Origin of the sequence: Allobacillus saliphilus, from assembly GCF_018138385.1 — a bacterium.
GTDB lineage: Bacteria > Bacillota > Bacilli > Bacillales > Alkalibacillaceae > Allobacillus > Allobacillus saliphilus.
Window position 1 is genome coordinate 25,598 of the sequence record NZ_JAGSIE010000005.1, and the last position, 15,230, is coordinate 40,827.

General features: G+C 38.3%; 14 protein-coding genes. 12 read left to right on the plus strand and 2 right to left on the minus strand.

From position 1 onward, the window contains the following. Nucleotides 1-6: 6 nt before the first annotated feature. Nucleotides 7-1,218, minus strand: coding sequence for a nucleotidyltransferase (locus tag KC820_RS01330; RefSeq protein ID WP_212367351.1), 1,212 nt, complete (start codon nt 1,216-1,218; stop codon nt 7-9). A gap of 157 nt (nt 1,219-1,375) precedes the next feature. Here KC820_RS01330 and KC820_RS01335 point away from each other — a divergent pair, with 157 nt between their 5' ends. The 4 genes from KC820_RS01335 to KC820_RS01350 all read left to right on the plus strand — a co-directional run bounded on the left by KC820_RS01335 (nt 1,376) and on the right by KC820_RS01350 (nt 3,830). Further along, nucleotides 1,376-1,930: a YceD family protein gene (locus tag KC820_RS01335; RefSeq protein ID WP_212367352.1), complete on the plus strand. Its 555-nt coding sequence runs from the start codon at nt 1,376-1,378 to the stop codon at nt 1,928-1,930. 40 nt (nt 1,931-1,970) lie between these two features. Next, nucleotides 1,971-2,144, plus strand: a complete 174-nt coding sequence (gene rpmF, locus KC820_RS01340; protein WP_144159674.1) for a 50S ribosomal protein L32 — start codon at nt 1,971-1,973, stop codon at nt 2,142-2,144. Nucleotides 2,145-2,507: 363 nt separating this feature from the next. Then, nucleotides 2,508-3,266: an enoyl-CoA hydratase/isomerase family protein gene (locus KC820_RS01345; protein WP_212367354.1), complete on the plus strand. Its 759-nt coding sequence runs from the start codon at nt 2,508-2,510 to the stop codon at nt 3,264-3,266. Nucleotides 3,267-3,362: 96 nt separating this feature from the next. After that, nucleotides 3,363-3,830 carry an RsfA family transcriptional regulator gene (locus KC820_RS01350; protein WP_212367355.1) on the plus strand — a complete coding sequence of 156 codons (468 nt, stop codon included), beginning with the start codon at nt 3,363-3,365 and terminating at the stop codon, nt 3,828-3,830. Between the two features lie 135 nt (nt 3,831-3,965). Here KC820_RS01350 and KC820_RS01355 read toward each other — a convergent pair whose 3' ends face one another. Next, nucleotides 3,966-4,445 (minus strand): N-acetyltransferase, encoded by a 480-nt coding sequence (locus tag KC820_RS01355; protein WP_212367356.1) that lies wholly within the window; start codon nt 4,443-4,445, stop codon nt 3,966-3,968. A 59-nt stretch (nt 4,446-4,504) separates the two neighbouring features. Between KC820_RS01355 and KC820_RS01360 the strand changes: the two genes are divergently transcribed. From KC820_RS01360 to KC820_RS01395, 8 genes are all read left to right on the plus strand, one after another. After that, nucleotides 4,505-5,455 carry a ketopantoate reductase family protein gene (locus KC820_RS01360; RefSeq protein WP_212367357.1) on the plus strand — a complete coding sequence of 317 codons (951 nt, stop codon included), beginning with the start codon at nt 4,505-4,507 and terminating at the stop codon, nt 5,453-5,455. 262 nt (nt 5,456-5,717) lie between these two features. Beyond that, nucleotides 5,718-7,340, plus strand: coding sequence for a bacillithiol biosynthesis cysteine-adding enzyme BshC (bshC, locus tag KC820_RS01365; RefSeq protein ID WP_212367358.1), 1,623 nt, complete (start codon nt 5,718-5,720; stop codon nt 7,338-7,340). A gap of 185 nt (nt 7,341-7,525) precedes the next feature. Further along, a complete protein-coding gene (gene mraZ / locus KC820_RS01370; RefSeq protein ID WP_144087648.1) occupies nt 7,526-7,957 on the plus strand; it encodes a division/cell wall cluster transcriptional repressor MraZ in 432 nt (143 codons plus the stop codon). A 17-nt stretch (nt 7,958-7,974) separates the two neighbouring features. Beyond that, on the plus strand, nt 7,975-8,949 hold the full coding sequence (gene rsmH / locus KC820_RS01375) for a 16S rRNA (cytosine(1402)-N(4))-methyltransferase RsmH (protein WP_212367359.1): 975 nt from the start codon (nt 7,975-7,977) through the stop codon (nt 8,947-8,949). A gap of 3 nt (nt 8,950-8,952) precedes the next feature. Continuing rightward, nucleotides 8,953-9,327 carry a cell division protein FtsL gene (ftsL, locus tag KC820_RS01380; RefSeq protein ID WP_212367360.1) on the plus strand — a complete coding sequence of 125 codons (375 nt, stop codon included), beginning with the start codon at nt 8,953-8,955 and terminating at the stop codon, nt 9,325-9,327. A 21-nt stretch (nt 9,328-9,348) separates the two neighbouring features. Continuing rightward, entirely contained in the window at nt 9,349-11,553 is a 2,205-nt protein-coding gene (locus KC820_RS01385; protein WP_212367431.1) for a penicillin-binding protein, read from the plus strand. 97 nt (nt 11,554-11,650) lie between these two features. Beyond that, nucleotides 11,651-13,570 (plus strand): stage V sporulation protein D, encoded by a 1,920-nt coding sequence (locus tag KC820_RS01390; RefSeq protein ID WP_212367362.1) that lies wholly within the window; start codon nt 11,651-11,653, stop codon nt 13,568-13,570. Between the two features lie 189 nt (nt 13,571-13,759). After that, nucleotides 13,760-15,229, plus strand: a complete 1,470-nt coding sequence (locus KC820_RS01395; protein WP_212367364.1) for a UDP-N-acetylmuramoyl-L-alanyl-D-glutamate--2,6-diaminopimelate ligase — start codon at nt 13,760-13,762, stop codon at nt 15,227-15,229. The last annotated feature ends 1 nt before the right edge of the window (nt 15,230 follow it).

Below are 15,230 nucleotides of genomic sequence, written 5' to 3' on the forward strand. Positions count from 1 at the left end.
AGGAAATTAAAGTAAGATCGGTCCCGTTAACTCTTGTTTTTTTAATTTCCTTGCTATTTCAGGTTCAATGACAGCATAATAAGCATTCGTTGCCCGTTCTTCAATTGTCAAAAATTCATGGGTCATTTGCTGTAAATTTGAAATGAGTGGCACAGTCATTTTTTTCTTCTGCTTATTGATAAAGGATCTGCCTTGCTCATTCATTCCAAGAATTCTTACGTAAGGGACTTGATCGGTTTCCCTAGCTTTAAGCATGTCTTCAGCTTTAAGCTGGGTTAACAAGTGGACAAACACGCGTTGAACACGTGTGTATGTATATCGCTTCGTCTTTAATCGTTCCAACCATTCATGAAAGTAATTCACTTTATCAGCTGTCTCTTTTAGTCGATACTCAAGACCTTCAATAACACCATGTATTTGTTGTAAACCTTCAATCGGTGTTACTTGGACGATATACCGAAGTAACGAGAAATAACCCTCCCATTCATGCCAACGCCCGGCTGTTTGTAGATAGGTTTCTAACTCGTTGACTGTCGATTGTGGCATCGCTTGCTTTGCGTGAGTAGTCATGAGATGCTGATTGAACAGTTCTTTCCGGATACTCGTAGCACTCGCGATTGAATACTCGATTTCCTCATCGTGATAATGACTTTTAGTTCTCCTTACCGTTACGGGCTCGATGTTAGCATTAAGTTCTTTAATGGCTTTCACATAACTAAAGCCAAGGATGTTATTCGGTTGGCTCAAGTCGAAATTTTCAGAGGTTAGATTAAGCTTTCGGTATGCCTCTCTGCTAGCTTGTGGAAATGAAGAGCCGCTCTTTAAGGCTTCTTTTAACGTTTTTTCAAAAACCGCCTTTCCAGTAGACCATTTATTATAGCCATCTAAAAAGGGTTGTATATTTCCAGACTCACTTCCAAAACATACTTGTTCTACACCTAAAGCGTCTAATGTGGCGATCGCTCCTTTGGAAAAAAGATCAGCATATTGACAGGCATAGACATGAGGCAATTCAACAACTAAATCAACACCACTTGTTAAAGCGGCTCTTGTTCGGGAAAACTTATCAGTAATTGCTGGTTCACCACGCTGAAGAAAATTTCCGCTCATCACTGCAATGGTGACATCTGCATTTGTTTTATGAATGGATTGTTCCAAGTGATATGCATGTCCGTTATGAAAAGGGTTATATTCGACAATCAGTCCACAAGTACGCATTTTCCTCGCCCTTTCTTCATTCTTTAAGTATAATTTAGAAGGAAACAAAGGAAAAAATCAAGGATGGATAAAAATATTTTCCTGCTGTTAAGAAAAAATATTGACAAAAGGTGTATTTCCTTTTAAAATTACTTTTGTTGCCTTGAGGTGATAAACAATGATTATACCGCTTCAAAAAATCAAAGCACATGAACCTTACACGTTCCAAGGTAGTCTAGATGTTTCTGACTTGGAAGAGATGAATAATGATATTCGTCGCATTTCTGATGTGGAAGTTGACGGAGAAGCTACATTGGTCGGTAAAGTTTATCAATTTGATTTGAACCTAAAAGGGACGATGATTTTACCTTGCGCAAGAACGCTAGTCGATGTTAAGTATCCTTTTTCGATTGATGCGACAGAGAATTTCACGAAAGTGGATTATGTAGCGTCGGGAGAAGAAGAGATTTTCTTAATTGAGCAAGAAGTACTTGACTTAGCGCCTTATATCAAGGAAAATATTTTATTGGAAGTCCCTGTACGGGTATATAGTGATGAAGAACAATTGAGTGAAGCAGAAGATGAGGGAGAAGGTTGGGAAATGCGAACCGAAGACACCCATATCGAACAGCAAGAAATCACTCATGAAGAAGATAACGGAGAAGATAAACCGGTAGATCCGCGTCTAGCTTCGTTACAGAAATTTTTTGATAAAGATCAAAACAATGAATGATGAAATGGGTTTGTTGATTCATTAGAGGAGGTGTAGAATCATGGCAGTACCAAAAAGAAAAACTTCCAAAAAAGTTAAAAACCAACGTCGTACACATAAAAACCTACATGTACCTGGTATGGTTGAATGCCCTAACTGTGGCGAAATGATGAAACCACACCACGTGTGTAAAGAATGTGGACAATACAAAGGTGAAGAAGTTGTAGAAAAGTAAAGCTAGAATAAATGAGATGTCTCTTACAAATAAGAGGCATCTTTTTTAAAATTACTGGCTCAAAATATTTGTTGGGGTACATACTATTCGTGGATAGATCACAAAAATGAAGCACTCCCCTTGATTAGGAGCATTCTATTCAGGGATAGCACATCGAAATTCACCTCTATCTTTGATTAGGAGCGTTCTATTCAGGGATAGCGTATCAAAATTTATCTCTATCTTTGATTAGGAGCGTTCTAATCGAGGGTAGCACATCCAAATTCACCTCTATCTTTGATTAGAAGCACTCTATTCAGGGACAGCACGCCAAAATTCACTTCTATCTTCGAATAGCACATTAAATGACGGGGGAAATCTTTTATGGAACAAGTATTGAAATATGAACGATATGAAAATGGTCTGGCGGTACTAACGATCAACCGACCGAATAAACGAAATGCGATTTCTAAAGAAGTTGTTTCCTTATTCGCTCAATACATAACCGAATTGGAGAATAACGACAACATAAAACTGTTGGTCATAACAGGTGAAGGACAGCAAGCATTTTGTTCAGGGGGCGACTTAAAAGATTTCCATGGCTATTTAAAGGCTGACGAAGCATATGAGTTGTTAAAATCGATGCAAGAAGTTTTATATCGAATTGCAACACTTCCTTTTCCGACGCTTGCCTGGATGAACGGTTCTGCGCGAGGTGGCGGTATGGAACTTGCATCTGCCTGTGATTTTCGCTTTGCATCAGAGAATGGCAATTATGGTTTTGTACAAGGAAACCTAGGCATTGCTACCGGTTGGGGAGGCGGATCGTTACTTTATAGACGAATACATCCTCAACAGGCTCATTATTGGCAAATTGAATCAGCAATAAAAAGTGTGAAAGAATTAGAAGAAGCGGGATTTATACAAAAAGTTATTCATCATGAATTTGCACCTCATGCCGAAGAATTAACAATATTTCTATCAAAAAGTGTGGAACAATTAAGAAGTTGGAAAGCTCAATGGTTGCGACACTACTCCATTGAACAATTGAAATATGAAATGGATGAAGAGGTGGCTGCCTGCAGCAAGCTTTGGGAGAGTGAAGACCATATTGAAGCTGTTAATCGATTTTTCTCCAAATAATTAAAAGCAATCCTATAATTATTATATTTTTCGTCTATCTTCCTAAGCCTATGCATAAATATTTAATACAGTAGCTAGGTTAAGGGGGGAAGATGTGTGGTAACTCGTCAAGATTCATGGACAAAAGATGAAGATTTATTATTAGCCGAAACAGTCATTCGGTACATACGAGAAGGCAAAACACAGATGAAAGCGTTCCAGGAGGTTGCAAATAAACTCTCGAGGACACCTCAGGCTTGCGGGTTTCGGTGGAATGCCAATATTAGGAAGCAATATAGTAAGGCGATTGCTCTTGCAAAAGAAGATCGGAAAAACTTGAAGAGTGAGCCTTCAAGCAACAAGTCATTTACGAAACAAGGAAAAGATTCTACCAAAAAAATTGAATCATTCGATGAAGTCATCGGTCAATTGGAACGGTTGAAAGGTGAATATTCTCAACAACCACATAACAATGGTTCAATCGATTCGAGGGTTGAGGAACTGAATAAAAAGTTAGCATTGTATAATCAAGTTTTAAATGAAATATCAGAAAAGATTCAGTCCTTAAAAGAACAAGAAAAATAGTCTTGCATTGAGAGTAGAAATTCAATAAGCATTAAAAAATCCGGAAATTGGAGTCAATTCCTCCTGCAGGCCAACGAAAGGTTGGGTCAGGAAATTGAAATCGGTTTCCGGATTGCTTTGATTATTAGAAATCATTTACTTAGCATCAACTTGCTCTGAAACGCCTTCAGGTAACCAAATATAAGGATTTTCACCAAAATCACGCTCTACTTCATAGTGAGCAGCTTGAAAGCCCATTCGTTCCCAGAAGTCGTGTGAGTTCACTCTGGCGTTCGTTTTAACAGGTAGGTTGAAGCTCTTAGCGTATTCTACTAACTGTTCACCAAATCCTCTTCTTCGATAGCCTTCTAACACTTCTAACTTCCATAATTCTAAATAATCTTGTTTCGGTTCAAAATAGTAATCATATTTTGATTTAACTTTATACAAACTCATGCGAGCGACTAAAGAATCACCGAAATAAATTCCATAAAACGGAGATTCACTATTGTTTTCGATCATATCATGTTCTAGATCTTCTTTCATCGAAAGTTCTTGCATCCCATACTGTTTAAACTTTTTGAATTCTTCAATCGTACGGAAGTTTATCAATAATCTCTCAACTTTTACCGACATAAGCTTGTTCCTCCTTTTGTTTCTCTTTATTATTATAGTATATTGGAGATTGAATTTAAATGAAATCGTTCACATCGAATAGAATGATCAATTTACTTATTTCGCATGCTGAAATGCAAAAGGGAGCAATGGATATGAATATAGCCGTAATTGGAATGGGTGCCGTCGGAATGTTTATGACACATCACATAGCAAAGAGTGGGTTGGATGTGACAGGTTATGTTCGCCGTGAAGACCAGCTTGTTGAACTGAAAGAAAAAGGTGTCCAACTAGACGGTGAAAAAATACATATTCCGGTATACTCATATACCGATTTATCTGACGAGCATGATTTCTACATTATTGCGACAAAGAAAACAGCTACCAAAACATTGTATCCTTACTTAAAAAAACTGAAAGCGTCTAGTAATCTAGTGTTCGTTCAAAATGGAATGATCGATGAAGATGAGCTTAAAGGTATACTAGCAAACATTTTTATTGGTGTTTTCGATCACGGCATTACCCGGTATGGCAATACAGAAATTCAGCAAAAAGGAGCTGGACAGTTATCCCTTGGAAGCATGGATGATAAAAGGAATATAGCGGTTAAACAATTCGTTGCGCAAATAAATAGTCCGATATTCCCGGTTATTTTCGAACAAAACATTGAAAGAAGGCAAGCTAAGAAGCTAGTCATAAATTGTATCATCAATCCGTTAACAGCTATATTTGAATGTTTTAACGGTGAGATTTTGGAAAATAGCTATATGAAGCGTCTTGCTGCGAAATTAAATGAAGAAGCTTGTGAAGCTTTGAATTTACCATCTAAAGAAATGTGGGAAAAAACGATAGCCATTTGTGAAAAAACAGCACGGAATAAATCTTCCATGTTTGCTGACATCGAGTCAGGAAAACGGACGGAAATAGCCTATTTAAATGGTTATTTAGTTAACCAATTTCCAAACATCGTTCCGACCCATGAAGCGATCACTTTACTAGTGAAAGCAAAAGAAATAGGTCATAAACGTTAGCTGATTGAATCAATTTCATCATTGCTTTTCTCGAAGGAGTATATGTGGATTTGGAGGAACACAGCCGCCATTTACTTCATTGTATTCATTTGTTTTTGTTTATTGAATTTTCCTTCACTCTCCATATGTTTTATATATCATTTTTATGATTATCATTCTATTTTCCAGTATCCGCAAACAGATTTAATGAAAGTCAATGGGTTTTTCGGTAAAATGACAGCTAGGTATGGACCGAGTAAAGTAATAAAGGCAGGGTTAAACGATGCAAACAATTCCAATTCAGTTACAGCAATCACAATTGTTGCAAGATTATCGAGATCGTAAGGAATCGATTTTCTCACAATTCGACTATGATCCGTATCAAATTCGAAGTTATAAAAGTCGACTTTCTCAGCTTCAACAAGGTGATTATCAACGGCAAGAACTCGCCCAAGTATTGTTAAAGCAAAATCGAAAATGGGGGGCGGGTCCAGCTGTTGAAAAAAATATAGAAGCGTTAAAAAATCCGAATTCTTCTGTTATCATCGGCGGACAACAGGCGGGGATTTTAACCGGTCCGTTGTATACAATTCATAAAATGATCTCTATTCTTGTTCATGCAAAAGAGCTAGAAGAACATTTGCAGCAACCCGTCATTCCGGTCTTTTGGATTGCAGGTGAAGATCATGATTTTGAAGAAATCAACCATATATATATTCAGAAAAATACTGATCGGTTGAAGAAGGTTGCCATTGATGATGAGTTAGAATCCAAGCAGTCTGTCTCATCAAGAGAGTTGCCGAAAAAAGCAGCGGCTAGTTTCTTGGAAAAAATATTTTCTACTTTTCAAGAAACCGACCATACGAAGAAGATATACAACCAATTGAAAGAAGCTGCTGAACAGAGTAATACGTATGTAGATTTCTTTGGAATACTCACCCAAGAAATCTTTCAAGATGAAGGGTTAGTGTTAGTTGATTCAGATGATTCTGATCTAAGAAAACTTGAATCACCTTATTTTGTGCGGATGATTGAGGAGCAACCGAACATCGCAAAAGCCGTTGTTCGAGATTTACAGCATCAAGAAGACAAAGGTTATACCATTTCAATTGATGCAGAAAGTGATGATGGGCATCTGTTTTATCACGTTGATGGTGAAAGACAGTTACTCATTAGAGAAGATGATATATGGAAGACGAAGGATGGACAAGTTTCTTTACGAACGGAAGAACTATTAGAAATCGCAAAAAATCATCCTGAATTATTAAGTAATAACGTAATTACACGTCCCCTCATGCAAGAATTCGTTTTTCCAGTGTTAGCTTTTCATGCAGGACCTGGGGAATTGGCATATTGGTCAATATTGAAAAATGCTTTTCGATGTTTGGACTTAACATTGCCAATCGTCATGCCTCGTCTATCGATAACGCTTCTTCAATCCAACCATCAATCATGGATGGAAGGCATGGATCTATCATTGGAGTCACTAATTCAATCAGGTGTATACACTCAAAAAATGAACTGGTTGAAGAGAAAGACAAAATTGCCAATTGAAGAAACATTTCAAGAAGTACAGAAACATATTGAGACGATTCATCAACCGATTCAAGAAATCGCTGAATCAATCAGCCCTGATATGGAAGGACTCTCGAATAAAAACCTGGAAAAAATACAAAGAGAGTTAGCGTATGTTGAGAAGCGATTCATGCGAACTGTTGAAAATAATCATCAGCTTCGGATAAAGAGATATGATACGTTAGATACGTATTATCACCCAGATGGTGGTTTACAAGAGCGGAAGTGGAATTTGATTTATTGGATGAATCAATATGGGTGGGACTTACCATCGAGATTGGCAACAATACCACCAAAATGGGAAGTGGACCACCTAGTAGTGAATTTGTAACCACTCACTTACCACCACGCCCCACTTTTCAGTAAAATCATTAAAAAACTTTAAATAATAAGGTTTTTAGCATGTTCAGTCTTTCGGCTGAGCATGTTTTTTTATTAAAAATATAATTTTTTATTAAAAAAGTGGTTCAAAGTGGAGGAATGTGGTAGACTATAAAAAAAGGTGGGGCGAAGTCTATGTTTATGGGTGAGTTTCAACATAATATTGATACAAAAGGCAGAATTATTATTCCATCTAAGTTTAGAGATGGGTTAGGTCACTCCTTTGTGCTCACTCGTGGAATAGATCATTGTTTGTTCGCCTACCCCATGGATGAATGGAAAATCCTCGAAGAGAAACTGAAGAAGTTACCAGTTACAAAGAAAGATGCAAGAGCATTTACGCGTTTCTTCTTTTCTGGTGCTGTTGAGTGTGAAATTGATAAGCAAGGCAGAATCAATGTTCCATCACCCCTCCGAAAATATGCCAATTTGGATAAAGAATGTATTGTGATCGGCGTGTCGAATCGAATTGAATTATGGGCGCGCGACGCTTGGACAGACTATGTAGAAGAATCGGAAGAATCTTTTGCTGAAATCGCAGAAAATATGATGGATTTCGACATTTAATGTTGGAGGGTGAAGAGATGTTTGAACACTTCAGTGTATTAAACAAAGAAACGATTGAGGGTTTGTCTATCCAGCCGAATGGCACCTATGTGGACTGCACTCTTGGAGGCGCAGGTCATTCAAAGAAAATTATTGAACAATTGACAGACAAAGGCCATCTGATCGCTTTTGATCAGGATGAAACGGCTATTACACATGCGAAAGCATTGTTATCTGAATACGAGAATCAAGTTACTTTCATCCATCGAAACTTTTCTCAGCTTGAAGAAGCGTTGGATGAATTGAACATTAATGAAGTTGAAGGGATTGTCTTTGATCTAGGTGTTTCTTCTCCACAGTTGGACCAAATCGAAAGAGGATTTAGTTACCACAATGATGCACCACTGGACATGCGCATGAATCAGTCTCAAAAATTGAGCGCATATGAAGTAGTCAATCATTGGACGTATGAACAGCTCGTTAAATCTTTTTTTAGATATGGAGAAGAAAAATTTTCTAAACAAATTGCACGAAACATTGAGCGTAAAAGAGAAGAAAAGCCGATTGTGACAACACTCGAGCTAGTGGAGATTATTAAGGAAGCAATACCAGCACCGGCAAGAAGGAAAGGCGGACATCCAGCTAAACGAATCTTCCAAGCAATTCGAATTGCCGTAAATGATGAATTGAACGTGTTCGAAGATGCGCTACATCAAGCGGCTAGAAAAGTGGCAATTGGCGGTAGGATTGCTGTCATCACATTCCACTCATTGGAAGATAAAATTTGTAAGCAAGCAATGAAAAAATGGAGTACACCCGAAGATGTTCCAAAAGAAATACCATTATTGCCTGAAGAGATTCAACCGCCATTTAAGCTCATTAACAAGAAGCCGATTGTACCGAACGAAAATGAGTTGGATGAAAACCGTCGATCAAGATCGGCAAAATTAAGAATTTGTGAAAAAGTCACTGAATGGGACGAAAAATACGCACTGAACGGAAAGGGGAAGTAAAAAATGAGTGCTGAAAGACTGAGACAATATCAAACATTACCACATCGAAAGGACCAAACATCCCATCAAACGGAACATCATACTGAGCAAGCCAAAAAAACGTTATTTACAAAAGGTGAAAAGTTTTTGTATACTTTAGGAATATTGGTAATCACTTGTTTTGCAATTTACATGGTTATGTTTTCTACATCAGTCAATTCATTAAACCGTGATATTCAGCAATTGGATAATAATATTGAAACGATACAATCCCAAAATGTTTCCCTTCGTGCAGAAGTTCAAGAACTGAGTAATCCAACAAGAATTTTGACCATCGCAGAAAAACATGGACTTGATATTAAAAACAGTAACGTAAAACAAGCCAATAATACCCCTTAAGGGAAGGGATTTTCGGTGAAAATGAAACAAAAAAACATCATGCTGATCTTCTTGGTTAGCATATTTACATTAGGGTTTTTAATAATAATCGGCCGATTTGTGTACATCCAAGTAGGAGGAGAAGTGCAATCGGTCGATTTAATTGATTATTCGAATAAGTATCGTCAGGTCGGCAAGGAATTGAGTTATGAGCGTGGTAAGATTATGGACCGAACAGGTATGATTTTAGCGGATAATCGACCGACCTATAAACTTTATGCCATTATTGACGAATCTTATTCTGAAAATTCGCCTTCTCCTTTACATGTCAAAAACCCTACAAAGACTGCTGAGAAGTTAGCTCCATATTTAGAGAAAGAACCGAATGAAATTGAAAAAATCATTACTAATGGAATTGAGAATGATCGATTTCAAGTGGAATTTGGTACAGAAGCGAATAATCTATCTGAAGCTAAAATGGAAGAAATAGAAGCATTAGGTTTACCAGGAATTAATTTTGAACAGCAAATGCAACGATATTATCCGAATGGAGCGTTTGCCTCACATATACTAGGCTATACGAGAGCTGAAAAAGGAGAACCAGTCGCTGAATTCGGCGTTGAGTTAGAATGGGACGAATATTTACAAGGTGAACCTGGTTCAGTTAGCTATAAGCGTGACAAATATGGATATAAACTATTGAATGCGGATGAAGTCGTCAAGCCACCTAAAAATGGGGATCATGTTTACTTAACGATCGATCAAAAAATCCAAACATTTTTAGAAGATGCGATGACGACAATTGAAAAAGAATATCAACCAGAACGTATGGTAGCAGCTGTTATGGACCCTAAAACGGGAGAAATGTTGGCTATGAGTAATCGACCGACATTTAATCCGAACCACCCAGAGAACATTACGAATTGGTATAACGATGTCATATCCTACCCGATTGAACCGGGATCGACAATGAAAATGTTTACAGTAGCCGCAGCAATGGAGGAAGGCGTTTATAACGGAAGTGAGACTTATGAGTCTGGGAAATATCGTATTAATGAGAATTACCGATATATCCGTGACCATAATAATGTCGGTTGGGGCAGAATTACGTACGATGAAGGAATCCAACGTTCTTCCAACGTCGCCGTCGCAAAATTGCTTTGGGAAAAAATCAAACCAGATACGTTTATGGAATATATCGAAGCGTTCCATTTAGATCGAATGTCAGGGATTGACCTTTCTGGGGAGCGTCTTGGGAAAATGGTTTATCAGTATCCGATGGAAAAGGTGACTATGGCCTATGGTCAAGGATCTACTTTTACTCCGATGCAGATCATGAAATCCGCTACAGCGATAGCAAATGACGGTAAAATGGTGAAGCCGTACGTCATTTCGAGTGTCGTTGACTCAGAATCTGAGGAAATCTTGTACGAAAAAGAGCCGGAAATCGTTGGTGAACCAATTAGTGCCGAAACATCAAAACAATTACGAGATTTATTCGAGACAGTCATTACCGGAGAACATGGTACTGGAAAGAGTTTTAAATTGGATAGTTATTCATCTTTAGGAAAGACTGGAACCTCTCAACTACCTGACCCTGAGACAGGTGGATGGTTAACAGGACCTTCGAATTATCTGTTTTCATTTATGGGGATGGCACCAAAAGATGATCCTGAATTATTGATGTTTGTAGCTGTGAAACAACCGAACATTGATTATTCTTATGAGGGTTCACGCACAACTTCTTATATTTACAAAACCGTTATGGAAAACAGTTTAAATTACTTGAATGTACAACCAGACCAAGAAAGCTCTGACCAAATGGAGCCAATCGTCCTTGATAACATCATAGGTTCATCCATAGAAGGATTGGAAGAAACCTATGAAGAAAAAGGCATTGAAGTCGTTTCATTAGGTACAGGCGAAAAGGCTGCAGATTCAAGACCGATTGAAGGAGATCGTTTATTTCCAAGTAATCGTTTGCTCGTTCTGACGGAAGGCGAAGCCAAAATGCCAAATCTATTAGGATGGCCGTTACGAGATGTGCTTCACCTTAGTGAATTGCTCGGTTTGGAAATTGAGTTTAATGGCAGTGGGTTTGTTGTCGAACAGAGTATCAAACCTGGAACAAAACTGAATGAAGATGATCAGTTGGTTATAGAATTACATAGCAAGGAACAACAATTCGAAGATCAACAAAGTGAATCAGCAGCCGACGATTCATCTGATCAAGGCGCAGCCGAATAATTCATTCAGATAAAATTTGTATAAAGAAAGACAATGGTCTAAACAGACAAGCTTTCTCATAAATTAGGTACTACGCTTACTTCAGGAGGATTCAAGAATGAAGCATGTATCGATGTTGACCGTGAGAAGGCGATTGATCATTGTCTTTTTTTTATTGGCCATTTATTTTTTAATTATGTTAGGTAGGCTTTCCTTCGTTCAGCTCGTTTCGGGTGATGAAATTATGGAAAGTGCCGAAGACTTATGGACAAGAGATATACCATTTCAAGCAGAACGCGGCGAGATTGTCGACCGGAATGGAGAAGTTTTAGTAGGAAACACTGTCGCACCAAGTCTTGCAGTCGTTCCGAAACAGATTGAGAATCCAGAGAAAGTGGCAGATCAGTTGATGGATATTATCTCCATTGAACGTGAAAAATTAATGAAACACCTAACGAACAAGGTATCTGTTGAAATGATTCACCCAGAAGGAAGAAAGCTGACAAAAAAGCAAACGAATGAGATTCGTAATTTAAATCTACCTGGAATCTACTTAGCAGAAGACTCTACTCGTTATTATCCGTATGGTACACAACTTTCACATGTGCTCGGCTTTACTGGAATCGACAACCAAGGATTGGCAGGACTTGAAGCTAGCTATGATGACCAATTAAGCGGTAAAAATGGCGCGCTTTCATTTTTTTCTGATGCAAAAGGTGGAAGGATGAATGATCGGTCGAACCGCTATACGGAACCAATCGACGGAAAAAATTTATCATTAACGATTGATGCCGAAATACAAGCAATTGTCGAGCGTGAATTAGATCAAGCTGTTGCAAAGTATAACCCAGATAGTGCTTTGGCGATTGTCATGAATCCTCAAAATGGAGAGATTCTCTCAATGGCAACGAGACCTACCTATCATCCGAACGAATATCAGTCAGTCAGTCCAGAAGTATATAATCAAAATTTACCTGTGTTCAGTACTTTTGAGCCAGGATCGACCTTTAAAATCATAACGTTGTCTGCAGCGCTTGAGGAAGGACTTGTCGATTTAGATAAAGATACGTATTACGACCAAGGATATGTCAAAGTTGATGGAGCTCGACTGCGATGTTGGCATAAAGGTGGGCACGGGGATCAATCATACTTGGAAGTTGCACAAAACTCTTGTAACCCAGGGTTTGTTAACTTAGGACAGATGGTTGGCAAAGAACGTTTATTTACGTATATTAAAGAATATGGCTTTGGGAGTAAAACCGGAATTGATTTGGAAGGGGAAAGCTCGGGTATTCTATTTAAAGAAGATCAAGTAGGACCTGTGGAATTAGCGACTACTGCGTTTGGTCAAGGTGTATCCGTAACGCCGATACAGCAAGTGACAGCGGTTGCTGCCGCAATTAATGGCGGATATCTATATGAACCGTATGTCGTAAAAGGGTTATATGATCCTAAAACGAAAGAACCGATTATGGAGCGCGAACCTGAGTTAAAAAAGCAAGTCATTTCGAATGAAACATCGAAAGAAGTAAGACGTGCTCTCGAGCATGTCGTCAGCAACGGCACAGGGCGAGGAGCTTATGTAGATGGTTATCGAGTTGGCGGTAAAACAGGAACAGCACAGAAAGTCGGCAAAGATGGAAAATATCTAGAGAATAACCACATCGTTTCGTTTATCGGATTTGCACCTGCTAACAAGCCAGAAGTATTAGTGTATGTTGCAGTAGATAACCCAAAGGATACCGTTCAATTTGGTGGTGTTGTTGCAAGCCCAATTGCTGGAAGAATCATAGATGATGTATTAAGTCACAAAAATACAAAGAAACAAAAAGGGTTGGAGAAGGATTATCAGTGGCCTGAATCTCCACCGGTAGAAGTACCGAATCTGATTGGAGAAACGACGAGCGACTTGCAACAATATCTATCAACCTTGACTATTGATGTGCAAGGTGATGGAAAAGAAGTGATCTCACAATCACCTGAAAGCGGAACAAAAGTAAAACCAGGTTCAACCATTCGAGTTTTTATGGGTGATTAACACCTTTTCGATTTAAAAATAACAACCAATCGACACGAAGCGTTTACTTCGTGTCGATCACTCATCATATAAAGCGTATTCGTGAAGTAAAAAGGAATTTGGAAACACATAGTTTTCATCGTTTTATCAATTAAAGTTTGCTATAATAACCATTACAAAGATACGAGTTGTAAGGTAGGAGATATATATATGAAATTAAAGGAATTAATCGATCAATTGAAAATTAAAGAGATCAAGGGAGAGATATCCGATCAAACGGTTCATTCGATTGAGATGGATTCTCGTAAAGTGAGTGATCATTCACTTTTTATTTGTATAGATGGTTTTACTGTAGATGGGCACGACTATACTGAGCAAGCAACTCGGAATGGAGCAATAGCAATTATTGCTGAAAAACAAGTCGAAACGAGTGTCCCTGTCATTCAAGTACCTGATACATCGAAAGCAATGGCTCAGCTTGCTGATTATTTTTATGGTCATCCAAGCAGTCAGTTGAATGTGATTGGTGTGACAGGTACGAATGGTAAAACTACTTTGACGTATTTACTAGATGATATATTTACTTTTTATGGTCACAAAACGGCAGTAATAGGTACTATTGACATGAAAATTGGAGATCAGCGTTACCCGGTTAAAAATACAACGCCGGACGCTTTGTTCTTACATAAAAACTTCCGTAAGATGGTCGATGAAAACGTCGAGACAGTCATCATGGAAGTTTCTTCGCATGCACTGAGCATGGGGCGAGTTCATGGAGTGGATATTAATACGGCTACGTATACGAACCTTACACAAGACCATTTGGATTACCATACGGATATGAATGATTATGCACATGCTAAGTCACTATTATTTTCTCAATTAGGCAATCGATTTGACGATAGGAAAACAGCCGTAATTAATATCGATGATCCATATGCAGGCGTTATGGGGCGTGCGTGTGCTCAACCAATTGTGACATATGGTTTGAGTGAAAAAGCGTTCATCAGAGGAACTGATCTGCAGCTAGGTGCAGACTTCAGCTCTTTTTCTGTCAGTTCACCAGCATTTACAACGAAAATAGAGACAAAGCTTTCAGGAAAATTTAATGTTTATAATATGTTGGCAGCTATTGCGGTAGCCTATACGTATAATGTTCCAATCGAAACAATCAAAAAAGCTTTACAGCAAACAAAAGGAGTACCAGGACGTTTTGAATCGGTTTCTAATGATTACCCAGTATCTGTAATTGTCGATTACGCTCATACGCCCGATTCATTGGAAAATGTATTACAATCGATTTCTGAGATAAAAACAAATCAAGTTTATACGGTTGTTGGTAGTGGTGGCGATCGAGATCGAACAAAACGGCCTAAGATGGCAGACGCAGCTATGAAATATAGTGATCATGTTATCTTCACATCGGATAACCCACGAACGGAGGATCCACAAGCAATTTTGGATGATATGACAAACCATCTTTCGGAGGAATCTTTTTCTGTAATTGAAGATAGAAAAACAGCTATACAATATGCGATTGACCGAGCAGTGGATGGTGATATTGTCTTGATTGCCGGAAAAGGACACGAGACGTATCAAGAAGTCAATGATGTGAGAAATCATTTTGATGACCGTGAAGTCGCAAAAGCAATGATTGAAGAAAAGTACGAGGAGTCCTAGT

Bases quoted from the DNA above. Each gene is read 5' to 3' on its own strand.
- KC820_RS01330 (WP_212367351.1), bottom strand. From the start codon at position 1,218: ATGCGTACTTGTGGACTGATTGTCGAATATAACCCTTTTCATAACGGA.
- KC820_RS01335 (WP_212367352.1), top strand. From the start codon at position 1,376: ATGATTATACCGCTTCAAAAAATCAAAGCACATGAACCTTACACGTTC.
- rpmF (WP_144159674.1), top strand. From the start codon at position 1,971: ATGGCAGTACCAAAAAGAAAAACTTCCAAAAAAGTTAAAAACCAACGT.
- KC820_RS01345 (WP_212367354.1), top strand. From the start codon at position 2,508: ATGGAACAAGTATTGAAATATGAACGATATGAAAATGGTCTGGCGGTA.
- KC820_RS01355 (WP_212367356.1), bottom strand. From the start codon at position 4,445: ATGTCGGTAAAAGTTGAGAGATTATTGATAAACTTCCGTACGATTGAA.
- KC820_RS01360 (WP_212367357.1), top strand. From the start codon at position 4,505: ATGAAATCGTTCACATCGAATAGAATGATCAATTTACTTATTTCGCAT.
- bshC (WP_212367358.1), top strand. From the start codon at position 5,718: ATGCAAACAATTCCAATTCAGTTACAGCAATCACAATTGTTGCAAGAT.
- mraZ (WP_144087648.1), top strand. From the start codon at position 7,526: ATGTTTATGGGTGAGTTTCAACATAATATTGATACAAAAGGCAGAATT.
- rsmH (WP_212367359.1), top strand. From the start codon at position 7,975: ATGTTTGAACACTTCAGTGTATTAAACAAAGAAACGATTGAGGGTTTG.
- ftsL (WP_212367360.1), top strand. From the start codon at position 8,953: ATGAGTGCTGAAAGACTGAGACAATATCAAACATTACCACATCGAAAG.
- KC820_RS01385 (WP_212367431.1), top strand. From the start codon at position 9,349: ATGAAACAAAAAAACATCATGCTGATCTTCTTGGTTAGCATATTTACA.
- KC820_RS01390 (WP_212367362.1), top strand. From the start codon at position 11,651: ATGAAGCATGTATCGATGTTGACCGTGAGAAGGCGATTGATCATTGTC.
- KC820_RS01395 (WP_212367364.1), top strand. From the start codon at position 13,760: ATGAAATTAAAGGAATTAATCGATCAATTGAAAATTAAAGAGATCAAG.